At 72.8% G+C, this 24,699-nt stretch carries 21 protein-coding genes and 3 pseudogenes; 10 read left to right on the forward strand and 14 right to left on the reverse strand.

Features of this window, described 5'->3' with window-relative positions; all coding sequences use genetic code 11:
• Window positions 1–193 precede the first annotated feature (193 nt).
• Entirely contained in the window at window positions 194–1,582 is a 1,389-nt protein-coding gene (locus LIU39_RS22990; protein WP_227048746.1) for an NADP-dependent succinic semialdehyde dehydrogenase, read from the forward strand.
• On the opposite strand, the gene LIU39_RS22995 is transcribed toward LIU39_RS22990, so the two are convergent.
• Window positions 1,579–2,397: a TetR/AcrR family transcriptional regulator gene (locus LIU39_RS22995; RefSeq protein ID WP_227048747.1), complete on the reverse strand. Its 819-nt coding sequence runs from the start codon at window positions 2,395–2,397 to the stop codon at window positions 1,579–1,581. The genes LIU39_RS22990 and LIU39_RS22995 overlap by 4 nt on opposite strands.
• Before the next feature lie 186 nt (window positions 2,398–2,583).
• Here LIU39_RS22995 and LIU39_RS23000 point away from each other — a divergent pair, with 186 nt between their 5' ends.
• On the forward strand, window positions 2,584–2,805 hold the full coding sequence (locus LIU39_RS23000) for a hypothetical protein (protein WP_227048748.1): 222 nt from the start codon (window positions 2,584–2,586) through the stop codon (window positions 2,803–2,805).
• A gap of 78 nt (window positions 2,806–2,883) precedes the next feature.
• On the opposite strand, the gene LIU39_RS23005 is transcribed toward LIU39_RS23000, so the two are convergent.
• Window positions 2,884–5,028 carry a SpoIIE family protein phosphatase gene (locus LIU39_RS23005; RefSeq protein ID WP_227048749.1) on the reverse strand — a complete coding sequence of 715 codons (2,145 nt, stop codon included), beginning with the start codon at window positions 5,026–5,028 and terminating at the stop codon, window positions 2,884–2,886.
• A 243-nt stretch (window positions 5,029–5,271) separates the two neighbouring features.
• Between LIU39_RS23005 and LIU39_RS23010 the strand changes: the two genes are divergently transcribed.
• Entirely contained in the window at window positions 5,272–5,499 is a 228-nt protein-coding gene (locus tag LIU39_RS23010) for a hypothetical protein (protein WP_227048750.1), read from the forward strand.
• A gap of 56 nt (window positions 5,500–5,555) precedes the next feature.
• Window positions 5,556–5,891 (forward strand): annotated as a pseudogene (locus LIU39_RS35670) (glucosylceramidase); the annotation flags it as partial.
• Between the two features lie 27 nt (window positions 5,892–5,918).
• Here LIU39_RS35670 and LIU39_RS35675 read toward each other — a convergent pair.
• A complete protein-coding gene (locus tag LIU39_RS35675) occupies window positions 5,919–6,053 on the reverse strand; it encodes a hypothetical protein (RefSeq protein WP_372464019.1) in 135 nt (44 codons plus the stop codon).
• Between LIU39_RS35675 and LIU39_RS35680 the strand changes: the two are divergent.
• The 3 genes and pseudogenes from LIU39_RS35680 to LIU39_RS23025 all read left to right on the forward strand — a co-directional run.
• Window positions 6,045–6,182: pseudogene (locus LIU39_RS35680) on the forward strand (glycoside hydrolase family 30 beta sandwich domain-containing protein); the annotation flags it as partial. The gene LIU39_RS35675 and the pseudogene LIU39_RS35680 sit on opposite strands and share 9 nt — an antisense overlap.
• Before the next feature lie 160 nt (window positions 6,183–6,342).
• On the forward strand, window positions 6,343–7,404 hold the full coding sequence (locus tag LIU39_RS23020; protein WP_227048751.1) for a chitinase: 1,062 nt from the start codon (window positions 6,343–6,345) through the stop codon (window positions 7,402–7,404).
• Between the two features lie 183 nt (window positions 7,405–7,587).
• Window positions 7,588–7,806: a single stranded DNA-binding domain-containing protein gene (locus LIU39_RS23025; protein WP_227048752.1), complete on the forward strand. Its 219-nt coding sequence runs from the start codon at window positions 7,588–7,590 to the stop codon at window positions 7,804–7,806.
• Window positions 7,807–7,852: 46 nt separating this feature from the next.
• On the opposite strand, the gene LIU39_RS23030 is transcribed toward LIU39_RS23025, so the two are convergent.
• The 4 genes from LIU39_RS23030 to LIU39_RS23045 form a co-directional block, all read right to left on the reverse strand.
• Window positions 7,853–9,085 carry a metallophosphoesterase gene (locus tag LIU39_RS23030; RefSeq protein ID WP_227048753.1) on the reverse strand — a complete coding sequence of 411 codons (1,233 nt, stop codon included), beginning with the start codon at window positions 9,083–9,085 and terminating at the stop codon, window positions 7,853–7,855.
• Window positions 9,086–9,186: 101 nt separating this feature from the next.
• Window positions 9,187–9,711, reverse strand: a complete 525-nt coding sequence (locus tag LIU39_RS23035) for a DUF1990 domain-containing protein (protein ID WP_227048754.1) — start codon at window positions 9,709–9,711, stop codon at window positions 9,187–9,189.
• Window positions 9,708–10,580 (reverse strand): YndJ family protein, encoded by an 873-nt coding sequence (locus tag LIU39_RS23040; protein ID WP_227048755.1) that lies wholly within the window; start codon window positions 10,578–10,580, stop codon window positions 9,708–9,710. Before LIU39_RS23040 ends, LIU39_RS23035 begins: the two co-directional genes overlap by 4 nt.
• A gap of 294 nt (window positions 10,581–10,874) precedes the next feature.
• Entirely contained in the window at window positions 10,875–12,557 is a 1,683-nt protein-coding gene (locus tag LIU39_RS23045) for an acyl-CoA dehydrogenase family protein (RefSeq protein WP_227048756.1), read from the reverse strand.
• Between the two features lie 57 nt (window positions 12,558–12,614).
• On the opposite strand from LIU39_RS23045, the gene LIU39_RS23050 reads away from it, so the two are divergent.
• Window positions 12,615–13,427 carry a PaaX family transcriptional regulator C-terminal domain-containing protein gene (locus LIU39_RS23050; RefSeq protein WP_227048757.1) on the forward strand — a complete coding sequence of 271 codons (813 nt, stop codon included), beginning with the start codon at window positions 12,615–12,617 and terminating at the stop codon, window positions 13,425–13,427.
• On the opposite strand, the gene LIU39_RS23055 is transcribed toward LIU39_RS23050, so the two are convergent.
• Window positions 13,343–14,794 (reverse strand): amino acid permease, encoded by a 1,452-nt coding sequence (locus LIU39_RS23055; RefSeq protein ID WP_227048758.1) that lies wholly within the window; start codon window positions 14,792–14,794, stop codon window positions 13,343–13,345. The two genes, LIU39_RS23050 and LIU39_RS23055, sit on opposite strands and share 85 nt — an antisense overlap.
• A gap of 87 nt (window positions 14,795–14,881) precedes the next feature.
• The gene (locus LIU39_RS23060) at window positions 14,882–16,072 is read right to left on the reverse strand and encodes a lactonase family protein (RefSeq protein WP_227048759.1); all 1,191 of its coding nucleotides are present in this window, start codon (window positions 16,070–16,072) and stop codon (window positions 14,882–14,884) included.
• A gap of 424 nt (window positions 16,073–16,496) precedes the next feature.
• Here LIU39_RS23060 and LIU39_RS23065 point away from each other — a divergent pair, with 424 nt between their 5' ends.
• Entirely contained in the window at window positions 16,497–17,585 is a 1,089-nt protein-coding gene (locus LIU39_RS23065; RefSeq protein ID WP_227048760.1) for a tetratricopeptide repeat protein, read from the forward strand.
• On the opposite strand, the gene LIU39_RS23070 is transcribed toward LIU39_RS23065, so the two are convergent.
• Window positions 17,479–18,906, reverse strand: a complete 1,428-nt coding sequence (locus LIU39_RS23070) for a lipase maturation factor family protein (RefSeq protein WP_227048761.1) — start codon at window positions 18,904–18,906, stop codon at window positions 17,479–17,481. The genes LIU39_RS23065 and LIU39_RS23070 overlap by 107 nt on opposite strands.
• 395 nt (window positions 18,907–19,301) lie before the next feature.
• Here LIU39_RS23070 and LIU39_RS23075 point away from each other — a divergent pair, with 395 nt between their 5' ends.
• Complete coding sequence (locus tag LIU39_RS23075) at window positions 19,302–19,472, forward strand: hypothetical protein (protein ID WP_227048762.1); 171 nt, start codon at window positions 19,302–19,304, stop codon at window positions 19,470–19,472.
• 85 nt (window positions 19,473–19,557) lie between these two features.
• Here LIU39_RS23075 and LIU39_RS23080 read toward each other — a convergent pair whose 3' ends face one another.
• The 4 genes and pseudogenes from LIU39_RS23080 to LIU39_RS23095 form a co-directional block, all read right to left on the reverse strand.
• Entirely contained in the window at window positions 19,558–21,387 is a 1,830-nt protein-coding gene (locus LIU39_RS23080; protein WP_227048763.1) for an alpha-L-fucosidase, read from the reverse strand.
• A 279-nt stretch (window positions 21,388–21,666) separates the two neighbouring features.
• A complete protein-coding gene (locus tag LIU39_RS23085) occupies window positions 21,667–22,737 on the reverse strand; it encodes an NAD(P)-dependent alcohol dehydrogenase (RefSeq protein WP_227048764.1) in 1,071 nt (356 codons plus the stop codon).
• Entirely contained in the window at window positions 22,734–23,747 is a 1,014-nt protein-coding gene (locus LIU39_RS23090) for a zinc-dependent alcohol dehydrogenase family protein (protein WP_227048765.1), read from the reverse strand. Before LIU39_RS23090 ends, LIU39_RS23085 begins: the two co-directional genes overlap by 4 nt.
• A gap of 5 nt (window positions 23,748–23,752) precedes the next feature.
• Window positions 23,753–24,690: pseudogene (locus tag LIU39_RS23095) on the reverse strand (transketolase-like TK C-terminal-containing protein); the annotation flags it as partial.
• Between the last annotated feature and the right edge of the window lie 9 nt (window positions 24,691–24,699).

A 24,699-nucleotide genomic window follows, 5' to 3' on the forward strand; every position in this document is an offset into this window, starting at 1 on the left:
CCCGCCCCGCCCGGCCCCCCGGACCCCGTGCCGCCCTCGCCGATACCGCGTCCGCCGGGCCCCGACCCGGTCCCGGAACCGTCACCGGCCCCGTCGCCGCTCTCCTGACCGGGGGCCGCACACCCGGCGCGGACGGACGCTGGGCACTCCGTGCCACCGGCCGCCCCGCCACCCCACCGAGGAGGTGCTGTTCATGGCCATCGCCACGGTCAACCCGGCCACCGGCGAGACCCTCAAGACCTTCGACGCCCTCAACCCGGGCGAGATCGAAGACCGCCTGGTCCTCGCGGACCGGGCCTTCCAGAGCCACCGCACCACGTCGTACGCCACCCGCGCCCGGCTGCTGCACGAAGCCGCCGACCTGCTGGACGCCGACCGGGACGCCATCGCACGCACCATGACCACCGAGATGGGCAAGCCCCTGGCCGCGGCGCGCGCGGAGGCCGCCAAATGCGCCAAGACGATGCGCTGGTACGCCGACCACGCCGAGGAACTGCTCGCCGACGAGCACCCCGACCCGGCCGACGTCCGCGACTCCGGAGCCCGGCGGGCCGTGGTGCGCTACCGGCCGCTGGGCGTCGTGCTCGCCGTGATGCCGTGGAACTTCCCGCTCTGGCAGGTCGTACGCTTCGCCGCCCCCACGCTCATGGCAGGCAACACCGGCCTGCTCAAACACGCGTCGAACGTCCCGCAGACCGCGCTCTACCTGGAGGACCTGTTCCGCCGGGCGGGCTTCCCCGAGGGCTGCTTCCAGACCCTGCTCATCGGGTCGGGAGCCGTCGAGGACATCCTGCGCGATCCCCGGATCGCCGCCGCCACCCTGACCGGCAGCGAACCCGCGGGCCGCGCGGTCGCCTCCGTGGCGGGCGACGAGATCAAGAAGACCGTCCTCGAACTGGGCGGCAGCGACCCGTTCGTGGTGCTGCCGTCGGCCGATCTCGACGCCGCCGTACGCACCGCGGTGACCGCCAGGGTCCAGAACAACGGGCAGTCCTGCATCGCCGCGAAGCGCTTCATCGTGCACACCGACATCTACGACACCTTCGCCGGGCGTTTCACCGAGGCGATGGCCGCGCTGACCGTCGGCGACCCGATGGACGAGGACACCGACGTCGGCCCGCTCTCCAGCGAACAGGGCCGCTCCGACCTGGAGGAACTGGTCGACGACGCGGTGCACCGCGGCGCGCGGGCCCGCTGCGGCGGCCGCCGCCCTGAACACCGGACGGCGGGCTGGTTCTACGAACCGACGGTGCTGGACGGCATCACACCGGACATGCGCATCCACCACGAGGAAGCCTTCGGCCCGGTGGCCACCCTCTACCGGGTGGCGGACCTCGACGAAGCGGTGCAGGTCGCCAACGACACGCCGTTCGGCCTGAGTTCCAACGCCTGGACCCGGGACGCAGCCGAACAGGAGCGGCTGGCCAGGGACCTCCAGGCGGGCGGCGTCTTCTTCAACGGCATGACCGCATCGCACCCGGGCCTGCCGTTCGGCGGCGCCAAGCGCTCCGGCTACGGCAGGGAGCTGTCAGACCACGGCATCCGCGAGTTCTGCAACATCACCACCCTCTGGTACGGCTAGGGCATTCCGCCGGGTTCTTCCGGGACGGTGAAGATCTTGTCCAGGTGGTAGTCGAGGGTGCGCAGGACCCCGGCCAGCGGGCGGCGGGCGTGCAGGACGTCCCCGCCGAGACCGATGGCGCCGGAGACCAGCAGGTCGGCCTCGTGCCGCGGGTCGAGGCCCGGCGCGCACCGCCCGTCGGCCTGGGCCTGTCCGATGATGCCGGCGACCAGGTCCTCCAGCGGATGCTCGGCGCTGAGGAAGACCGCGGCCAGCGCCGGGTCGGTCAGGCTGCGGGAGTAGTACGCGGCGAGCACCCGCAGCGAGGTGCGCCGCTGGGCGTCCATCGGGAGGAACTCCTCCAGCACCGCCCGCAGCAGCGCCCGCGGCGCGTCCGGGTCGAAGCGGATGCGGGCGCGGGCGGCGCGTTCGTTGTCCTCGTGGAGCAACGTCAGGGCGGCGAGCAGGAGTTGATGCTTGCCTTCGAAGTGGTACTGCACGGTGCGCAGCGACACCCCTGCCTCGGCGGCGATCTCCCGCATGCTCGCCGCGTCCAGTCCCCGCCCCGCCGCGATGCGCCACACCGCCTCGGCGATCTCGCGGCGCTTGCGCGCGCGGGCGTGCGTCCCGGGCGGCCCCGGTGCCGCGGGCGTCTCCGGGGGGTCGGGCGGCGACTGCTTGCGTCGGCGGTAGGCCCTGGCCTGGCAGCTCCGCGAGCAGTAGCGGGCGGGCCGGCCGCGCTCGGCAGCGGCCAGAGGGGCTCTGCACTCCCGGCAGGCCCACGCCTTCCCGCCCCTGCTCCCGTTCTTCTCCCCGTCCTTCTTTTCGTCACGCACGTTCTGCACTATAGGCCCGGAATTTGCGTGACGGAATCTTCTTTGAGGTCCATTTCTCGCGCATCGTGAATGGTACGTTCGTAACGTCGCCAGGGTGCCTCCACGGTCCGGGGAGAGCCGGCGCGGACCGCAGGAACGCCGCGGCCGGGCGACGGGAATCCGGTAGCCGTCAGGGGGAGACGTCTCATGAAATACGACGTGTGGCAGATCATCGGAGCCGCGGCGGTGGTGACCTTCGGGCAGGCCACCATCCGGCTGCTCATCGACCACGACAACGCCGGGTTCCTCGGCGGCCTGCACGGTGGCTTCGCCGCCACCCTGTCCGGCTACGCGGCCGGCACCGTCATCGGCGTCCTGCTGACCGGCTGGGCCCACACCCGCGCCAAGGCGCTCGGCCGGCGCGGCTGAGGACCCGTCGCCGGCCATCACCGTACGGCGATCGGCTCCGGCGCGGGAGGGAGCAGGGGCCGGGTGCCTGGACGGGGCTCACCCCTCCTGCGCCGGTTCCCCTGCGTCCGGCACCACGAACTCGCACCACAGGGCCTTGCCCGAACCCCGCGGCTCGGCGCCCCAGCGTTCCGAAAGCGCCTCGACCAGCAGCAGGCCCCGGCCGGACGTCGCGGTCTCGCCGGGACTGCGCCTGCGGGGCCACTGGCTGGAGCGGTCCTCGACCTCCAGCCGGATGTGCCGGGGACTTCCCGGCACCAGCTCCATGCTCACCAGCGCGCCGCTCTCGGTGTGCGTCAGCGCATTGGCGATCAGCTCGCTCGCCGCCACCTCGATGTCGTGCATCACCGCGCCCGCCCGCCACTGGTCGACGGTGCGCCGCAGCGCCGCACGGACCTCCGCGGCGCCCGACGGGTCGGCCTGGTGGACGTGCAGCCGCAGCCGCGGTGTGGTGGCCGCCCCCGGGTACGGCAGCCGGTGCAACAGCAACAGCGCCAGGTCGTCCTCCGAACCCGGCGCGTCCCACAGCAGGCCGGCCAGCCGGTCGGCGAGCGCCTCCAACTCCGCGGGACCGGCCCGGACCGCGGCGGACAGGGCGTCGATGCCGTCCGTGATGTCCCGCCCCGGCTGCTCCACAAGGCCGTCCGTGCACAGCAGCAGCGTCGATCCCGGCTCCAGGAACAGCTGGGTCTCGGGAAAGTGGTCGTGGCCGAACGCGCTGGCCACCCCGAGCGGCAGCCCGCCGTGGACCTCCGGCCAGTCGATGTGCCGCGCGCTGTCGCAGATCAGCGGCCCGAGATGGCCCGCCCGTGCCACGTGCAGCGAACCGGACTCCAGGTCCGCCTGAATGTAGGTGCAGGTCGCGAACCGTTCGGTCTCCAGCTCGGCGAGGAACCGCGAGGCCCGCACCAGGACCGTCTCCGGCGCGTGGCCCTCGCTCGCATAGGCGCGCAGCGCGATCCGCAACTGGCCCATCACGGCGGCCGCATGGGTGTCATGGCCCTCCACGTCACCCACCACAAGCCCGGTCCTGCCCTGCGGCAGCGCGATCACGTCGTACCAGTCGCCGCCGATGTCCCGGCCCACGCTCGCCGGGTGATAGCGCACGGTGACCTCGCCCCCGGTGATCTCCGGCAGCCGGCGCGGCAGCATCGTGGCCTGCAGGCCCGTCGCGAACTCCCGCTCCTGATCGAAGAGGGTCGCCCGCTGCAACGACTGCGCGACGACTCCGGCCAGCGCGAGCGCGAGGTTGCGGGACTCGGCCGACTGCGCCGACGGCTCGCTGTTGAACAGGCCCAGCGCCCCGATCACGGTGTCCTGCGCCACCAGCGGAAGAAAGGACGCGCTGCCCGTCGGCAGCACATCGCTGTAGGGACGCAGCCGCGGAAACCGGTCGGTCAACTCGCCGCGCGTGCGCAGGAAACTGGGCCGCCGGGACAGCACGGTGTCCGACAGCGGCAGCGTGCCGTCCACCCGCGACCGCAGCATGTCGTCCGGGATCTCGCCCTCCAGACCGGCCGCCGCGATGACCTCGAACCGCTCTCCCTCGACAAGCCCCAGGATCAACGCGTCGGCCCCGAACCGCTGGGCGCCGCCGGGGCCGGTGAGCACCCGCGTCACATCGGCGACCGACAGGGCGCGGGCCAGCGCCGCGGTGGTGCGCTGCACCATCACGGTCTGCCGCTGCCGCTCCTCCTGCAACGAGCGCAGCAGCGCCGAGTCCGCCAGCTCGCCGGACGCCTCCCGCACGATGCCGATGACCCGGTACGGCACGCCGTCCGCGTCGTGCAGGATCCGGCCCTGGGAATGCGTCCAGCGCAACGTCCCGTCCCGGCACTGCACGCGGAAGTACGCGCCGTACGACGACGAGCCGTCCTGGAGTGCCTGCGAGACCGCGCCGTCCAGCCGGGAGCCTTCCTCCGGCGGCACCCGGGCGCCGAGCGAGCGCGGCGCGCCGTCCCACTCGTCGGCGCGCAGATCGAAGACCTCCAGCGCGCCAGGATCCAGGTGCAGGCGGCCGCGGCCGAGGTCCCAGTCGAAGGTGCCCATCCGGTTGAGCGCCAGCCGCCGCCGCAGCCCGATGTGTTCATGGTGCGAAACCCCCGGCAGGCTCTCCGGGACGCGGCGCGGATCGTGGTCGCGGCGGGGGGCGTAGGCGTCCGGCGGGCCGTCCTGGCTCGTCATCGCGGGGTACGCCTCCGCCCGGCTGCCATCGCCACCGAGGTCTCCGTGGCCGCGGCCACGGGCCGGACCGGGGCCGATATCCACCGGAACGCGGGCATGCGCTCACCCTAGGCCGGGGGCCCAGCGGCCGCATTCCCGCTGCGGCCGGGCCGGGGACGCGACGCGGGACGGGCGACGGTGGCGCCCCGGCGGGCCGGGCGGACGGCCGCGGGGGCACCGGGGTCGGGGCGGTTTCCCGGGGGCGTGCGGCAGCGGCCCGCCGCCGGGAAGTACCAGGTGTCCCGCCCGCGCTGTTCCGCCACAGGAAGGCACCCCTCCCTCACCTCCCGAAGACTCCGCCGCGCGCTGACCGTCGTGGCCGGGGCGGCGGCCGCCCTCGTACCGGTCGCCCCGGCCGCGGGCTTCGTCGCCCCCGAACGGGTCCAGATCTGCTTCTGGTCCTGGCCGGTGCTCCGCCGTTCACGGTGGTGAAGGCCATCTCAGTCCCCGTCCAGAACGAACCCACCTGCTGCCCCGGCCACCCGTCCATGCGGTGGAACGGCTCCGGGCTCACCCACTTCACCAGGAACGACCTGCTGCCCGCGCTCCGCCGTGCCCGCCTGCCCGCCAAAGTCCTCGCCCTGGACCGGAACGGGGACACCTACCGCGACTTCGCCGCCACCGCCCTCGACGACCCGGCCGTACGCAGGCACCCGAACTTCGGCGGGACGGCCAGGCACGGCTACCGCGGTGACGTCACCGAGCAGAGCCGGGTGCACCACCGCTCCCCGCACCTCGCCGCCTTCGACACCGAGCACTCCGGCGGGCGGTGGATCGCCGACCAGCAGCGGGAGGACAGGCACGACCTCATCGACCACAGCCGCAACTGGGGCCGCGGCTGGGTCGAATGGTCACCGGCCGTGGACGGTAGCGGCGGCCCGCACCACGGCGGTTGCGGCACCTGCACCGGCCTGATCACCGTGCACGACGGCGACCGCGCGCACGGCACCGTCGACCACACCGTCGAGTACTGCACGATGGGCCACCTCACCAAGTTCGTGAAACCGGGCGCCCGGCGCATCCGCTCCGCGGCCAACTCCGCGGTCCCCCACGTCGCCTGGAAGAATCCCGATGGATCCAAGGCGCTGATCGCCTACAACGACACCGGCAGCACTCGGAAGGCGGACATCGACCGGGGCGGCCGGCACGCCTCCTACGACCTGCGGCCGGCGCATCGGCCACCTTCACCTGGAGCGGCGCCCCGTCCGGCAGCACCCCGATCGCGCCCCACCACCCCGTCCCCCCTGCCTGTGACCGAGAGCGGAGCTGAACGCCATGCGCATCCGACACCCCCGGCGGCTCGTCGGCGCCCTGGGCGCCTGCCTGGCGCTGTGCATCACCACCGGAGCCCAGGCCATCCCCGCCCCGGGCAGCAACCGGGCCCCCGCCGACGCCACCCGGATCACCGCCATCGCGGGCGGCATCCGGGCCACCGTCACCCTGGGCCGCCGCGCCGGAACCGCGCCGCAGGCCGTCGCGCCGTACCTCTACAACGGCTGGGGCGACCCGCCCGACCCCGCCGAGGTCATGGACGCCACCGGCACCGGCTGGTTCACCCTCGCCTTCGTCCTCGACGCCGGCGGCTGCGACCCGCAGTGGGACGGCAGCCGTCCGCTCACGGGCGGTGCCGACCGGAAGACGGTGGACGCCGTCCGCGCCAGGGGCGGCGACGTGCTGCCCTCGTTCGGCGGTGCGAGCGGGAGGAAGCTGGAGGAGACCTGCGCCGACGCGGACGCGCTGGCCGGCGCGTACCAGAAGGTCATCGACACCTACCGGCTCAAGGCCATCGACGTCGACATCGAGGGCGACACCTACGACGACCCGGCCGTCCAGCAGAAGACCGTCGACGCGCTCAAGAAGGTCAGGGCCGACAACGCCGGCCTGAACGTCTACGTCACCTTCCCCAGCGAACAGGACGGCCCCGACGGCAGCATGATCGGCCGGGCCGCGGACTCCGGCCTGGAGATCGACGGCTGGACGATCATGCCGTTCGACTTCGACGGCGCGGGCCACAGCATGGCCGAGCTGACCGAGAAGGCCACCGACGGCCTGATGCACCGGGTCAAGGCCGCCTACGGCTACGACGACGCCGAGGCGTACCGGCACAGCGGACTGTCCTCCATGAACGGCATCACCGACCTGAACGAGAAGGTCACCACCAGCGATTTCGAGTCGATCCTCCGCTACGCCCGGGAACACCACCTCGCCCGCCTCGCCTTCTGGTCCGTCAACCGCGACCGCCCCTGCCCCGGCGCCTACCCCGACGACGACACCTGCTCCGGAGTGAACCAGCAGCCCTGGCAGTTCAGCCGGACCTTCGCGCGCTACACGGGCTGAGGAGAACGCCCGAACCAAGCGGGCCCGGCCCGCCGTTGCCTCCTGCCGGGTTGGCCGGAGAGTGGCACAATTTCTCGCTCCAGGAGGACTGATGACGTGCAATAAGTGCGGCAACCAGATGACCCAAGGAGCCGGAGGCTGGTATCAGTGCTACAGCTGCGGAAACAGCATGCCCCCTCCGGGGTGTCTCCCTGCCCTCAGTGCGAGGGCTCCCTGGTCAGCGCCCCCGCGGACTGCTGGCGGTGCGCGGCGGACGACTGCCCGTACGAAATGACGGCCGAGGCGTATGTGCTGTACGCCGAGCTGTCCGATCTCTTCGAGCGCGACCCGGAGGGGTTCTTCGAGATCGTGCGCGCGCACCGCGACGCGGCACGATCGCTGGAACCGGCCTGGCTGCGGTAGGCGGACACCGCAAGCGGTCCGCGGCATCCCTCCGGACCCCAGGCTCTTACGCGGGCGCGCCCGCCCGTGCTCCCGCCGTGACCGGCGCCGCGGTGCGGGTGCGGTGCGCCAGGGTGGCCTTCCGGGTGGCGACGTCGACGGTGTACGCGTCGAGGGTCAGCGCCGCTCCGGAGACCTTCAGCACCATGAAGCCGTGGTCGGCGAAGTTCTGCCAGGCCGACGGGTGTCCGAAGTGCGCCTTGCCGTCCTCCGTCTTGGCCGACGCGCCGCACACCACCTGCCGGGTGCCGCCGGTGCGTGCCGTCGGCTCCAGGATCTGGAGCGTGTGGTCGTGCCCGGACAGGATCAGGTCGGCGCGGCCGCAGACCACCTCCTCGTACATCGCCTTCAGGTGCACCCCGCTGGTGTAGTTCCCGATCACGAAGCCGTCGTAGGCGCCGGCGCTGCCGTGCTTGCCGTTGTTGAGGTACGGATGGTGGCTCAGCACGATCTTCCAGCGGGCCCGCGAGGCGCCGAGCGCGCCGTCCAGCCAGCGCCGCTGCTCGCGCATGTACGGGCCGTCCCACCGGTAGTGCGGGTCGACCTGGGTGACGTACGAGGACCACGGGATGGTGTCGATCGCGAAGAACTCCACCAGGGGCTGCGCGGCCGGCACCGGCACGCTGTAGTACCGCTGCGGCATGTACCAGCGCCGGGACGCCGCCGCGTACGCCACCTCGCGGTCGCCGCGGGACGGGTCGCCGCCGCTGCCGGGTATCAGCCCCGAGCAGTCGTGATTGCCCAGCACCATCAGCCACGGCACGTCGATGCCGGTGTTGGGCCTCTCGAACTTGTCCTGGAACCCGGAGTCGTGGTCGGATTCCGGCCCGTTCTCGTAGATGTTGTCCCCGAGCCCGACGGCCAGACCCACCCGTTCGGCCCGGCAGACGTCCCGGGCGGCGGCGGCCACCGCGTACTGCGCCTCGCTGCCGGTGCCCGCGTCACCCGTCACCAGAACGGCGAACTCGCCCTCTTGATGGGGCTGTTGAGGGAACGGAAAGGCGCCGGATGCCGCCCCGCGCGCTGCCGGGGACGCGGACGCCCGGCCCGCCGTCGGCAGGACGGTCAGCGCGGCGCCGGCCATCGCCCCGCCCAGCAGCGTCCGCCGGTTGACGAACGGGACCGCGCGGCCGGTCGTGGGCATCGGCGGCGTCCCGGCCGCAGCGGTCTCCGAAGCGGTCCGCAGCCACTGCTCCTCGGTCATGTCCGCCTGCGGCGGGATCAGTTCGTCGTCGCACATGCGAGGTTTCTCTCACGGGCAACGGGGCCGGTGGTGAAGAACCGATGAAGGCGGGGTGGACGTATGCCCCACACCGAGGGTGCCCGGTCCGCCGCCCGGGTTCAGCGCGAGCCGGACCGCCGTTCGTTCGCCAGGCGCCGCAGCGTCCGCCCGCAGCGCCGGGCGTAGGCGCGCTGCGCCACGGGGACCAGCGGGCCGGCGAGCCGGGTGAGGAGCGTGGCCGGGCGGCTGAACGCGGTGACGGTGAACCACACGGAGCCGTCGGCCCGGATGGTGACGACGAACCCCTCCTCGCCGCATTCGGGATGGCCGGTCCGGGTGCCGTAGCCGAAGCCGATGCGGTCCTCCTCGTCGGCCCGCCACACCACCCGGCACGGTGCCGGCAGCCGCAGCGGCCCGACGCCGAGCGAGACCTCGACCTCCACCCCGGGCGCCGCCCGCCCGGCATCCGCCCGGATCCCGACCCCCGACGCCCGGTGCATCCGGAACGTGGTGACCGCCTCGCCCGCCGCCGCGAACACCGCGCGCCCGTGCCCGATCGGCACCTCGACGTGCAGGTGGCTGTAGCCGGCCGGCAGCGGCGAGCGCAGGGTGGCGCCCACCTCGGGGTAGCTGAAATCGCTCATGGCGTGCGCTCCTTGAGAGTCGTGGTGGTCGTGGTGGCGGGGGTGCGGCCGCCGTGGGGGAGCGGGCGCAGGCGGCGCCGGGCGAGCAGTGCGCAGAGGGCGAAGCCGAGGGCGTTGCCCAGCCCGTGGGTGGCCGCCATCCAGGCCGGTGTGGGGTGCGGTAGCCCGGTCGCCTCGCCGAGCGCCCAGCTCAGTGCCAGCAGCATGGTCGCGACGAGGACGGCGGCCGAGGTCATCAGCAGCGCGCGGGTCCTCCTGTCCTGACCGGCGGCGCCGACATCGCGCCAGGTCAGCAGCCCGACCAGCCACATCCCGCAGGTCAGCACCAGCGCCCCGGCCAGCTCCGCCCAGTCGTCGACGAAATACCCGGCGAGCACCAGCAGGGTGCCGACCGGGACGCTCAGCGCCGCGATCCGGCCCGCCCGGCCCGTTCCTGCCCGGCACACCAGGCCCGCGATCAGCGCGGCCGCGAATCCCGCGAAGTGGAAGTGCGGCACGGTCAGCGCCAGGATGTCCAGGTCGAAGCCGAACAGCCGGTGCCCCGAGCGCTCGGCGACCAGCGCGACCCCCGCGACGGCGGGTGTGGCCAGCGCCGTCAGCACCGCGATCTCCGACGCGGCGAGCGAGCGGGTCCTGGCGAGCCGCAGCGGCGCCTGCGCGGCGAGCGCCAGGGTGGCCAGGGCGTAGACCGCGGCACAGCCGACGGCGGCCGGGCCGCGGGGCAGCCACAGCGCCACCGCCCCCACGGCAGCGGCCGGCTGCCAGCATCTTCGGACGAAGGCGGGCCCCGGCGCGTCGAGCAGTGAAAGCCCGAGCGGGATCACCACCAGCATCCCGAGCATGACGATGAGTGGGACCAATACGGTCACTGCTATCCCCCTCGTTTCCGTGACGTGCATGGCCGCGTCCGCGGCCTGTGCGGCGTTCCGCGGACGACCCTACGCTGAGAGTTGAACGCGTTCAAGAATGGGGGTGCCGGCCGCCGGCAGCCCGCGGCGACGGAGCTGCGCCGACCGGGCGGCGCGGCCGTGACATGCGACAGCGGGCGGCCGCAGAGCTTCTGCGACCACCCGCTGGGCGATCCTCGACCGGGGTGATGGGAGGGGCGGTGACCGGCTGACAGCCTTATTCGGCCGGTCACTTCGGCGATATGTGCTGGAAGGTCAGGCGGCGTCCCGCCCGGTCTCCCGGACGCCGTCCGCGTCCGGGGCCTCGTCGCGGGCGCGTTCCAGGATCGACGTCAGGTCGGCGCCGGGCGGCAGGGTGCCGAAGGCGTTGCCCCACTCGCCGCCGAGGCGTGCGGCGCAGAACGCGTCGGCGACCGCGGGGTGGCTGTGCCGCACGAGCAGTGAGCCCTGGAGGACCAGCGCCATCCTCTCGGCGAGGGTGCGCGCCATCAGCTGTGCCCGCTCCGGGTCCGCCGCCGCGGGCAGCATCGACCGAACCCCGGCCACCGCGGCGTCCAGCCGCCGGTCGGCGCCCGCCGCGGCGTCCACCTCGGCGAAGAACGCGTCCAGCGCGGCCGGTTCCCTGCCCAGGGCCCGCAGGACATCCAGTGCCGCGACGTTCCCCGAGCCCTCCCAGATCGACATCAGCGGCGCCTCGCGGTAGAGCCGCGGCATGCCGGATTCCTCGACGTAGCCGTTGCCGCCCAGGCACTCCAGGGCCTCCGCCGCATGTGTGCTGCCCCGCTTGCACACCCAGTACTTGCCGGCCGCGAGCGCCAGCCGGCGCAGCGCCGCCTCGCCCGCGTCCCCGGCCTGCGACCTGTCCACCGCGGCCGCCAGCCGCATGCCGAGCACCGTCGCCGCCTCCGACTCGACGGCGAGATCGGCGAGCACGGAGCGCATCAGCGGCTGCTGGTCCAACTCCCGCCCGAACGCGCGCCGGTGAGCGGTGTGGTGCAGCGCCTGCCGCAGCCCGGCCCGCATCCCGGCGGCCGAGCCGAGCACGCAGTCGAGCCGCGTCATGTTGACCATCTCGACGATGGTCCGCACCCCGCGCCCCGGCTCGCCCACCGGCCAGGCCACCGCCTCGTCGTACTCGATCTCGGACGAGGCGTTGGAGCGGTTGCCCAGCTTGTCCTTGAGACGCATCAGCCGCAGGCCGTTACGGGTGCCGTCCGGCAGCACCCGCGGCAGCAGGAAGCAGCTCAGCCCCTCCTCGGTCTGCGCCAGCGTCAGGAAGACGTCGCTCATCGGCGCGGAGGTGAACCACTTGTGGCCGGTGATCCGGTACGTCCCGTCGGCGGCCGGCACCGCGCGGGTGGTGTTGGTGCGTACGTCGGAGCCGCCCTGCTTCTCCGTCATCGACATGCCGGCGATCAGGCCCGACTTGGTCAGCGGCGCCCGCAGTCCGAAGTCGTAGGAGCGGGCGGTGAGCAGCGGTTCGTACTGCGCGGCGAGTTCCGGCGCGGCCCGCAGCGCCGGCACCGCCGCGTACGTCATCGAGACCGGGCAGCCGTGCCCCGGCTCGGCCTGCGACCAGACGTAGAACTTCGCGGCGCGCACCAGATGGGCGCCGGGGCGGTCGTCGGCCCACGGCGCGGCGTGCAGGCCGTGTTCCACCGCCACCGTCATCAGCTGATGCCAGGCCGGATGGAACTCGACCTCGTCGATGCGGTGCCCGTACCGGTCGTGGGTGTGCAGCCGCGGCGGCTGCTCCTCCGCCCAGCGGGCCTGGTCCTGGACGGCCTGCGAGCCGGCCAGCGCGCCCAGTTCGGCGATCTCGCGCTCGCCCCAGCCGGCGCCCTCCCGGTGGAGCGCTTCGCGCAGGGCCGGCTCGTCCGCGGTGCTGAACCCGGTCAGCTGCGGTGCCTGGTTCACAACTTCATGGGTGACGGTCATGGGACCGATGTTACAGTTTTCGGACGGGTGAGGGATAGATGTAAGGAGGGTGGGTTCATGGGCCACGACGACGCCGCGCGGGTCGCCGTGCGGCCGCTCACGGCACGCTCGATCGTGCTCAGCACGCTGCTCGGGCACCACCCGCCACACCTGCCGGCCCGCGCCCTGGTCAGGGTCGGCGAGCTCTTCGGCATCGCCGAGGGAACGGTCCGCGTCGCGCTCTCCCGGATGGTGGCGGCGGGCGACCTGCGGCACGGCGACGGCGGCTACGGCCTGACCGCCCGGCTGCTGGAGCGCCAGACCCGGCAGGACGAGAGCCGCACCCCGCGCACGCTGCGCTGGGACGGCGGCTGGGAGATCGCCGTCGTCACCGCGGAGCGCCGCCCGGCGGCCGACCGCACCGCGCTGCGCCAGGCCATGTCCTGGCTGCGGCTCGCCGAACTCCGCGAGGGCAGCTGGCTGCGCCCCGCCAACCTCGACAGACCGCGCCCGCGCGCCGCCGCGGACCAGTGCACCTGGCTCACCGGCACCCCGGACGAGGACCCGGCGGCGCTCGCCGCCCGGCTGTGGGACCTCGACGGCTGGGCGGCCCGCGCCGATGCCCTGGCCGCCGCGCTGGACCGGGCGGCCGGGCCCGCCGAGCGCTTCACCGTCGCCGCCGCCGCGCTGCGTCATCTCCTCGCCGACCCGCTGCTGCCACCACCGCTGCTGCCCGACGGCTGGCCAGGCGCGGAACTGCGGCGGCGCTACGACGCGTTCGAGGCCGAACTGCGGGAACTGCTGCGTCAGTACGTGGCCCCGGCCGCGGCACCCACGGCCTCCGGCTCCTCCGGTGCCGCCACCGGAGCGCGCCGCCGCCGCACCTCGTAGCCCGCCAGCACCACGGCCACCGTCAGCAGGCTCAGCCAGAACTGCGAACGGCTGTCGGGCAGCACCGCCATCGCGGCGATCACCGCCGTCATCGCCGCGATGGTCACCCAGCTCAGCCACGGGAACAGCCACATCTTCAGCGTCAGCCGCGCCGGATCCTCCCGTTCCAGCCGCCGCCGCATCCGCACCTGCGCGAGGGCAATCGCCAGATAGACGAACAGGGCGATGGCACCGTAGGAGTTGATCAGGAACGAGAAGACGACGTCGGGCGAGATCCAGGCCGCGATCACCGACAGATAGCCGACCGAGGTCCCGGCGAGCAGCGCCCGGCGCGGCACCCCGCTGCGGCTCACCGCGGTGAAGGCGCGCGGCGCGTCGCCGTTGCCGGTGAGCGCGAACAGCATCCGCGACGAGGTGTAGAGCGCGGAGTTCAGGCAGGACAGCACGGCGACCAGCACCAGTGCGTTCATCACCGTACCGGCGGCCGGCACCGCCAGCCGGTCGAGTACCGCGGCGTACGGGCTGACCTCGATCGCCTTCGACGTCCACGGCACCACCGCGACCACCAGGAAGATCGACAGCACGTAGAACGCCACCACCCGCAGCACGATCGAGCGGATCGCCTCGGCCACCGCCCGCTCCGGCTCGACGGACTCGGCCGCGGCGATGGTGACGATCTCGGCACCCGTGAAGAAGCCGATGCAGGGGACGACCGCGGCGAGCACCGCGCCGACCCCCTCGGGGGCGAACCCGCCGTGCGAGGTCAGCAGCGCCAGCCCGCCCGCCGCGTGCGGCCACAGGCCCAGGACGTAGAGCGCGCCCAGGAAGAGGAACACGACGATCGCCACGACCTTGATCGACGAGAACCAGTACTCGAACTCGCCGTACGCCCGCGCCGAGACCATGTTCGTCGCGGTCAGCAGCGCCATCAGCACCAGGCTGACCGCCCACAACGGCGCGCCGGGCAGCCACAGTTGGATGATCCGGCCGCCGGCGACCGCCTCCACGGCCACCACGATCACGAAGAAGTACCAGTACAGCCAGCCGACCGTGAAGCCCGCCCGCAGCCCGAGCGTCTCGCGCACATGCGCGTAGAACGAGCCCTGCGCGGGCCGCGCGACGGTCATCTCCGCCAGCATCCGCATGATCAGTACGGTCAGCACGCCGGCGGCGAGGAAGGACAGCACGGCGGCAGGACCCGTCGCGTGCACGACGACGCCGCTGCCGACGAACAGGCCCGCCCCGATCACCCCGCCGAGCGCGATCAACTGCATGTGGCGGCGTTTGAGGCCCTGTTGCAGCCCGGCCGGCGGCCCGTCCTGTGCGGCGGGCGGCGCTTCCTCGTCGCGTGCTGTTCCCGTACTCATGGGTGGCGAGGCTAACCCGCCAATCCTGCCGCACTGTTGCGGCGGTGTTTCACGTTCCCGAACGCGCCGGGATTCAGCTCACCGGCATCACAACGGCAGCGCGCACACCGCGACCGGGGCCGCGAACGGCTCGCCGAGCGGCGCCAGCGCCCCGCTCTTCGCGTCGACCGAGAACACCGTCACCGTCCCCGACTTCTGGTTGGCGGCGAACAGCAGCCGCTCGTCCGGCGAGAACGCGATCTGCCGCGGGAAGTCACCGCCCACCGGCACCGTGTCCAGCAGCCGCAAGCGCGCGCCGCCGGCCTCCACCGCGTACCGCGTCAGGCTGTTGTGCCCGCGGTTGGCGAGGAAGGCGAAGCCGCCGTCCGCGGTGACCAGCAGCTGCGCCGGATAGCTGGTGCCGGGCCCGGTCCCGGTGGGCTGCGGCTCGCCCGGAGTCAGCCGCCCGCTGCCGGGGTCGTAACCGCAGACCACGACGGTGTTGTCGACCTCGTTCGCCAGATACGCGAACCGTCCCGACGGATGGAACGTCAGATGCCGCGGCCCCGCGCCCGGCCGCAGCGCCGCGTACGACACCTGGCTCAGCGTCCCGGCGCTCTCGTCCAGCCGGTAGCTGTAGACGGTGTCGGTGCCCAGGTCGACGGCGAGGACGTGGCCGCCGTCCGGTCCCGTGATGGTCTGGTGGGCGTGCGGCCCGTCCTGGCCCGGTCCCGGCGGCGGGCTGGTGTGGGCGACCAGATCCGTCCGCTCGCCCAGCGCGCCGCCCGCCGCCGGGTCGATCGGATGCACCGCCACACTTCCCGAGAGGTAGTTCGCGCTGAACAGCCAGCGTCCGCCGGGATGCACCGACAGATGGCAGGGCCCGGCCCCGCCCGTGGAGCGGCTGCCCAGCACCTCGGGCCGGCCGCCCGGCGGCAGTGCGATGGCGGTCACCGCGCCGTCCTGCTGCTCGTCGACCGCGTAGAGGGTACGGCCGTCCGGGGCGAGCGCGAGGTACGAGGGGTCGGTGACCCCGGTCACCACGCCGGTCGCGGTGATCCGGCCGCTCGTCGCGTCGTAGGTGCCCGTGCCGACGCCGGTGCCGCCGCCCGCGACGGAGGTGTACGTGCCCAGGAACAACGGCCGTTGGGCGCGCGGCGCGCGGCCGGGGCGCGGCCGGGCCTGCGCGGGAGCGGCATCCGGGAGGCCGAGGGCGGCGCCTGCGGCGGCGGCCAGACCTGCGACGGCCCCGATGACGTGCCGGCGGCCGATCTCCGGCCCTTTCCGTGCTGCGTTCATGCCACACCTCGGCGTTCGACGGGTTTCGCGGTCCGCGGGCCGTGCCCTACGGTGCGCCGGGGCGGCCCTTCGTGGTGATCGCGGAGGCGCGCAGCCAGGGTGGCCCGTACGGCGCGCTACGGCAAGAGGCGCAACTTGAAGTGCGTGCTGTGCAATGAGTGAGGGAGGCGTGACGGTCAACTTCCGTCCGGGGTCCGAAACTTGACGGACCTGCGGAGACGTCGGCCGACGGGCGTCAGGGGCGCGCGGCCGCGGTCCGGCCGGCGCGCCCCTGAGATGCCCGTACGTCCCGGTGATGACCGGGCACCCCGCACGTAGCACTGAAGTCGTACACGACAACACATACGCCGATGGATTCGCCGGACCCCTTCCCCCTCGTAGTTTCTTGATCGACTCGCAGATACGGTCGAGAGGAAACGAGAAAATGTACGGCAAGGCATTCGCCCCGGAGTACCAGGGTCAGATCGGCTCGTCGCTGTGCGTGAACTCCTCGTACGAGGAGGTGCTGGCCACCGCGAGCCGCGCGCACCGCGAGGCCGGCGACGCGCTGGAGCGGGCGCGTGCCGCGCTCGCCGTCGGCGAGGCCAACCGGCGGCTCGGGCGGGTGGCGGAGGCCGGCGCGGCCTGGCGGGAGAGCTACCGCAGCGGCCGCGAGGCGGGCGACCGTGGCGCCATGGCCTGGGCATTGTGGAGCGGCGGCACCCTCGCCCGACAGTGCGGATCGCTGCCGCTGGCCCGCAGGCTGCTCACCCACGCCGTGACGCTGGCCGACGTGGCGGGCGACCGGCTGGCCCACGGCTACTCGCTCGCCGGCCTCGCCGAAACCGGCCGTATCCAGGGCGACTACGCTGCCGTCGCCGAACTCCACGAGCAGCTGCTGGCACAGGGCAGGGCGCACGGCGAGGCCCGGCACATGGTCTGGGCGATGTCCGGCATCGCGCAGATGCACCGCAACACCGGAGACCTCGCCAAGGCGCTGGAACTCTTCGAGGAGTCCGCACGGATAGCCGCCGATGCCGACGACGCCCGCGGGCACGCCTGGTCGCTGCGCGGGATAGCCGACGTCCTGTCCGTGCAGGGCGAGACGGACGGGGCACTGGAACTGCTCTCCGAAGCGGAGGACATCTGCCGCTCCCTTGACCTGGCGAGCGCGCTCGCCTACAACCACAAGATGCGCGGCAACGTCCTCTACCGCGCCGGACGCTACGAGTCCGCCCGCGACGTCTACGCCGGGGCGCTGCGCGAGTTCACCGAGATGCGCGAGCCGCGCGGCGCCGCACTCGCCCGGCTCGGACTCACCAAGTCCCGCTCCCGCCTGGGCCGCGACCACGCCGAAACCCTCGCCGAACTCGCCGACGTGGAACGCGAGGTGAGCCGCATCGGGCTGCGGCATGCCAAGGAAGCCGTCATCGCCTTCCGTGCCGAGACGACAGAGCGGTGGGCGGCAGAAACGTCCGCACCTCACTGCGATGCCACCACGCCCCTGACTCCCGCAGCTCCCGCCGGCTGGTGAAGCGGTACTCGAACAGCCGGGCCCGCACCCGGGCCGGCGGTGCGTCGGGGAACGGATTGCCGCGCAGCAGCCGCAGCGTGTCCCGGTCGTTCTCCAGCAGCCGCTCCACGAACGGCCCGAACCAGGCGCCGGCGTAGGCGGGGGACAGCGCGGCGAACCACATCAGCCAGTCGAGACGCAGATGGTATGGCGCGAACTGGCGGGGCAGCCGCCGCACTTCGCCCGGCTTGCCGTGGAACTCGTATGCCCGCCAGACCGTGCCGGGCCCGTCGGTGGCAGCCGACGTCCCCTCGATGACGATCTCCCGTCTGATCCGGGTGATGCTGCCGAAGGCGCCGTAGGAGTTGACCAGGTGCAGCGACTCGTACGACGTGTTCATCAGCTGGCCGCGGGTCAGGAGGTTGCGTGCCGGGCGGTAGCTGAGGGCCAGGACGAGCGCGGTCAGCGCGCAGACCAGGATGTCGAACCACAGGGGGGACGGGGCCGGTACCGAGGGCGGGCGGACCGGCAGGAGGGCTCCGGCGACCGCCAGGGCGGGGGCGATCGTCAGCCAGTTCAGCCAGGCGAAGTTGCCGGAAAGTACCAGCCACAGCTGGGTGGCGGCCATCGCCAGCGCGGCCCAGCCCGCCACCGGCTGCGGGGTGAACAGCAGGACGGGCAGGGCGAGTTGGGCCACGTGATTGGCGGCCACCTCCACCCGGTGCAGCGGCTTGGGCAGATGGTGGAAGAACCAGCTCAGCGGGCCCGGCATCGGCTGGGTCTCGTGGTGGTAGTACAGGCAGGTCAGGTCGCGCCAGCAGCGGTCCCCGCGCATCTTGATCAGCCCGGCGCCGAACTCCACCCGGAAGAGCAGCCAGCGCAGCAGCCACAGCACCAGCACCGGGGGAGCGACGTCGTCGTTGCCCAGGAAGACGGCCAGCAGTCCCGTCTCCAGCAGCAGGGACTCCCAGCCGAAGCCGTACCAGGTCTGCCCGACGTTGACGATGGACAGGTACATCACCCACAGCGCCGCCCACATCGCCATCGCGGCACCCAGCGGCACCGCGTCGGCGGCCCCCGCGGCGACGGCCGCGGCCAGCAGGGCCCCGCACCACGACCAGCCGGCGAAGAACCGGTCGGAGTAGTGCCAGTGGAAGACCGAGGGCGCGGCACGGAACGGCACCCGGGCCACGAACCGCGGCACCGGCAGCATCCCGCGCTCGCCCATCAGCGCCCGGAACTGCCGTGCCGCGGCGAGGAACGCGGTCAGGTAGATGACGGCCACCAGCCGCTGGAAAACCAGCCGGCCGAGCCAGTAGTCGGAGTCGGAGAACCAGTCCACCCGCCCAGAGGTAGCACCGCGGGGCCCCGGCCTGCGGTCAGGCGCGCTCCGGCGGGCGTCACGCGGCCCGGCGGAAACGGCCCTGCGGACCCGGCCGTCATCCGAATGGCGGCCGGGTCCTGACAGGCCAGGAGGACAGTCCGCTGTCCATGTTTGACCAGGTCTGGCGGTTTCTAAGGGTGGTATTTCCGCCTTCCAGTGGCTTGAGGCGATAGCCGGAAAAAGTCGAGCGCGTGTGCCACCACGTCGTTAGGGTGGGGGACGACGGACGACCTTTCGGGGAGACGCCAACACCATTGGCCCGTCGCGGGAACGCCACAAACCCTTGGCTGACCTCCCGGTTTGTGAACCAGGCGCCACCGCGTCGGACCCATACTTCAATGAAGGAGTGCGTGGTGGCATTCGACAAGACGCAGTACAAGCAGCCCCGCCAGAAGCAGGGTGAACGCCCCGGACGGATCAAGGAAGTCCGCAACCTTGAGGTCTGGGGCCGCGGCGCCCCGGTGCGCCTCGCCGGTTGCGACGAGGACCCGGCCGAGTCGCACATCTTCCGCGGCATCGACTGACCCCGGCACCGGCCGGCCGCGCCGCACCCACCGGGGCCCGGAACTCCGCCATCGGGCCGGGTTCCGGGCCCCGTCCCGCCGCAGGTCAGTCCGCGTAGAGCTGCCGCTGCGGCACGATCTGCTGCGACTGGCTCGGGCTCGACCACAGCAGCTTCATGTGGGCCTCGCCGCCCCGCTCCGTGTAGTCGATCCGGATGCGGTGCCGGTGGCCCGCCTTCAGGCTCACGGTGGCCTTGTCGACCGCTGCTTCGTGCGGCGTCGCGTGGTCGATCACCGGCTTGCCGTCGATCCAGACCCGCACCGTGTCGTCGGAGACCGTGGTCAGGGTGTACGTCTCGTCGTAGCGCGGCTGGATGCTGCCGGTCCAGCGGGTGCTGAAGTGAGCGGCGGGGATTTTGGGATCGGGCGACCCGTCGAAGCGGTAGGACTTGTTGACCGTCGGGTCGACGGTGGTCACCGCGGGCGGGCCGGTGAAGGAGTCGTTCGCCCAGCTCTGCACCGTCAGCCCGGTCCCGTTTCCGGCCGGGGCCGCCTTCGGGGGCGTGATGCCGATCCGGATGACGCTCGCGAGCGGATCCGGAGCCGGGCCCGACGGGGTGAGGTCGTAGCCGTCGCCCGACGGCGTGACCTCGACGGGCCGGCCGCTGCCCAGCACCTCGGCGCCGGTGATCGTGAACGGCGCCTCGGCCGTCAGGTGCAGCGGAGCGCCGGACGCGGGCCAGGAGGCGACGGACGCGTAGAGGGTGTCGCCGCGCCGGGAGACCGCGCCCCAGGACGGCTCGGCGACCAGGCCCGTGTACCCGGCGCCGTACACCGCGTCGCCCTGCCCGTGCGCGCGCAGCCACGCTCCCGTCGTACGCAGCCGGTCGACGGACGGCTGCGGGATCCGGCCGCGCCTGTCCGGGCCGACGTTCAGCAGGTAGTTGCCGCCGCGGCTCGCGACGTCCAGGAGATTGCGGACGACGGTGGCCGGCGACTTCCAGTGGGTGTCGTACTTCGCGAATCCCCAGTGGTCGTTGAGCGTCATGCAGCTCTCCCAGAGCTGCCCGTCGACCGGCTGCGCGGGGATCTCCTGTTCCGGCGTGCCGAAGTCGCCGTCGGTCACCCCGCGCTTGCCGACCCGGTTGTTGACGATCAGGTGCGGGTTCAGCCGGTGCAGATACGCCTGGAGATCGGCGCCGTCCCGGCGGGACCAGCGGTTGGTGGGGTTGTCCGCGTCCCATTCGCCGTCGAACCAGAGCAGCGCCGGGTCGTAGTGGTCCACCAGCTCCTTGAGCTGGCCGTACATCCGCTTCTTGTACCGCGGGAAGGTCGCGGGGTCGGCGAAGTCGGGGTCGTGCCAGTCCCAGATCGAGTAGTAGAAGCCGAGCTTGATGCCGGCCGCGTCGGTGGCCTTCTTCAGCTCGGAGAGGATGTCGCGGTGCGGGTCGAAGGCGGAGTGGTCACGCAGGTTCCAGCGGTTCTGCTTCGTCGGCCACATCGCGTAGCCGTCGTGGTGCTTGGACGTGATGACGATGTAGCGCTGGCCCGCGGCCTTGGCCGCCTTGACGATCGCCTCGGCGTCGAAGTCCGCCGGGTTGAAGGTCGCCGCCTGCTTCTCGTACTCCGCGCCGGGGATCTTGCACTGGCGCTTGATCCACTCGGCGTCCCGGCAGACCGTTCCGTCGGGCCGGGTGTACTCGCCCTCCAGGTTCGAGTAGGCGCCGAAGTGGATGAACATGCCGAAGCGGTCCTGGCGCCACCAGGAGGTGCGGTCGGCGGTGAAGGGGTCGTCGGTCGCGTGGTTGGTGCCGGGCCCGGTGGCAGGGCGGGACGGGGGCGGGGCCGCGGCGGCGGGGCCGCCCAAGGACAGCAGCAGCGAACCCAGCAGCCCCAGCGCTCCCAGCAGCCGGAAAGGTCTGGTACGGCGTTCCATCACAGGCTCCTTCGGTCGGTTCGGTGAGTCGGTCGGAGAGTCGGTCGCCACCCCGCATGGTGCAGGCGCCGGAGCCGGACGGGAAGCCCTCCGGCACGAGAAACATCGGACCATCTCCCGGTAATCGGCGGAGAGTTACCGGGTTCAGGAGTGCCGGTGTCGATAGACCTCGGACCTCATGGCGGAGCTGCGGCCCAGGACCGGCGGGCCCCCGGCCGTCCGTGAGCGCGCGAAAGGCCCCGGGGAACTGCGCCCCAGGGCCTGTCCTTTCGTGCGCGGTCACTGCTGCGGCAGGACCACCGCCTTGACGGAGGTCGCGTCCCGCGTGCCGGACGTCAGCGCCAGTTCCGTGTCGGCGAGCCCGTACCGGTGGGTGACGAGACGGTCCAGATCGACCTCGCCCGAGGCGACCAGGCCGAGCGCGGTGGGCCAGGTGTGGGCGTACCGGAAGGTGCCGGTGATCTCCAGTTCGTACTGCTGGAGGCGGGACAGCGGCAGGCTGACCTCGTCGCCGCCCATGCCGACCAGCACCACCCGTCCCGCTCGGCTCACCTGGCGCACCGCGTCGGCGACGGCCGGGCCGAAACCGGAGCACTCCAGCAGGACGTGGGGCTCGAACCCGCTCTCGGCCAGGGGTCGTTCGGCGACGTTCAGCACCGCAGACGCGCCCAGCTCGGCCGCCAGCGCGAGCCGGTGCGGATTGACGTCGCTCACGACGACCTCGGCGGCGCCGAAGGCCCGTGCGCTCTGGAGGGCGACCAGACCGATCGGCCCGGCGCCGGTGATCAGCACCCGGTCGCCCGGCGCCACCCGCGCCTTGCGGCAGGCCCAGACACCCACCGACAGCGGTTCGAGCAGCGCGGCCGCCTCGTCGGACACCCGGTCGGGCACCGGATGGACGAAGTCCTCGTGCGCCAGGGCGAATTCGGCGAACGCGCCGTCCGCCTGGCCGGGCATCGCGAAGAAGTGCATCGACAGGCACAGGTTGTAGCGCCCCCGCCGGCACTGTTCGCAGCCGCCGCACGGAGTGCCCGGCTCGATCGACACCCGCTCGCCTGGCGCCCGGCGGGTGACGCCGGAGCCCGCCGCGACGATCACCCCGCTCGGCTCGTGACCCAGGATCAGCGGCCCGTCCACGCTCCAGTCGCCGAGCCTGCCCTCCTCGTAGAAGTGCACGTCGGAGCCGCAGGTGCCGACGGCGAGCACCCGCACCAGGACCTGCCGCGGGCCCGGCACCGGGACCGGCACCTCTTCGACGGCAAGCTGCCGCGGCCCGCGCTGGACGGCCGCCCGCATGGTGCGCGGGAGCGGGCCGCCGTCCGCCGCGTTGCCCGAGGGGCCGGGTGTCATGCCACCGGGCCGTTCGGGACGATCTGGAGCTTGCGGCCGGTGCCCAGCTTGAAGGTGTCCAGCGCCTCGGCGTACCGGTCGAGCCCGAACCGGTGCGTGATCATGGTCTCGGAGTCGATGACGCCCTTGCCCAGCAGCTCGACGGCCCGGCCGTAGCTGTGCAGGATCGCCATGCTGCCGACGATCCGGATCTCGTCGTTGTAGATGCGGAACGGCGAGAACCGCGCCATCTCCTGGTCGGGGGCGCAGCCGAACTGCTGGAAGGTGCCGCCGCGGATCGGCCGGGTCAGACCGTCCTCGATGGCGCGGATGTTGCCGGTGCAGTCGGTGACGACCTGCCAGCCGCGCGGGTGGTCGTCGGTCAGCGCGTCCGCGGTGGTGGCGACGGCGTCGGCGCCGAGCTTGCGGGCCACCGCCAGCCGGTCCTCGTTGATGTCGACGACCGACACCGAGGCGGCACCGGCCCGTTGGGCGACCTGGAGGTAGAGCAGGCCCATGGTGCCGGCGCCGTAGATCAGGAAGTTGTCGCCGAGCTTCGGGTCGACGATGTCGAAGCCGCGCACGATGGTCGACAGCGGCTCGATGAGCGGGGCGTGCTCGGGACGCACGGTGGCCGGCAGCCGGTAGAGGTTGCGGACCGGCACCTTGACGTACTCGGCGCAGGCCCCGTCGATCGTGATGCCGATGGTGCCCCACTGCTCGCAGAGGTTGCCGTGGCCTATGGAACAGAAGTGACACGAGCCGCAGTAGATCGCCGGGTCGGCGGCGACCAGGTCACCCTCGGCGAAGCCGGTCACGGCCGTGCCCACGGCGACGATCTCGCCGGAGAACTCGTGGCCGGGGATCACGGGGTAGCGGGTCGGCCCGAACTCGCCCGCCAGCATGTGCACATCGGTGCCGCACAGGCCGGAGGCCGTGACCTTCACGACGACGTCATCGGGACCGGGTGTGGGATCGGCGACGGTGGTGACGGACAGCTTGTTCGGTTCCTCGATGACAACTGCGCGCATGGTCGTTACCGCCTTTCGGGGGAGGGGGCGAGGGAATGAGCGGGGTGCGGGACGGGTACGCCCGGCGGGAAGCCGGGACGGGTGCGGACGGCATCGCGTGCCGCTCCGACGACCGCATCGGCGGTGATGCCGTACGCGGCGAACAGTTCGGGTCCTGACGCGCAGGCACCGAAGTCCTCAAGCGACACGCAGCGGCCGCGGTCGCCGACGATCTCCCGCCGGCCCTGGGCGATGCCCGCTTCGACGGACACCGGGCGGTGACGGCGGGTGGCAGGACGTGGTCCTGGTATCCGGCGTGCTGCTCCCGGAACCACTCGACGCAGGGCATCGACACCACGCGGGTGGGCACGCCGTCGGCCTGCAACTGCTCGCGGGCCGCCGGCGCGAGCGGCACTTCGGAGCCGGTGCCGATGAGGATCACCTTCGGCAGTCCGCCGTCGCCCACGCCGTCGGCCTCGGCGAGGACGTACCCGCTGCGGGCGGCGCCGTCGGTGCCGGAGAGCACCGGCAGGTCCTGCCGGGACAGCGCCAGGCCGTGCGGCGCGGGCCGGTCACGGTGGCGCAGCGGGATCTCCGCCCAGACCGTGGTGGTCTCCGTCCAGTCGGCCGGGCGCACGACGTTGAGGCCCGGGATCGCGCGCAGCGAGGCGAGATGTTCGACGGGCTGGTGGGTGGGGCCGTCCTCGCCGACGCCGATGGAGTCATGCGTCCATACATACGTCACCGGCAGCCGCATCAGCGCGGCCATCCGCACGGCCGGCCGCATGTAGTCCGCGAAGACCAGGAACGTCCCGCCGTGGACGCGGGTGTTGCCGTGCAGCAGGATGCCGTTCATCACCGCGCCCATGGCGTGCTCGCGGATCCCGTAGTGGACGGTGCGCCCGTACGGGTCGGCGGTGGGCAGCGGACTGTTCGCGGGCAGGAACGACGCGTCCGGGCCGATGCCGTGCCC

It is taken from the genome of Streptomyces pinistramenti (assembly GCF_020564935.1).
In the GTDB taxonomy this organism is placed as follows: domain Bacteria; phylum Actinomycetota; class Actinomycetes; order Streptomycetales; family Streptomycetaceae; genus Streptomyces; species Streptomyces pinistramenti.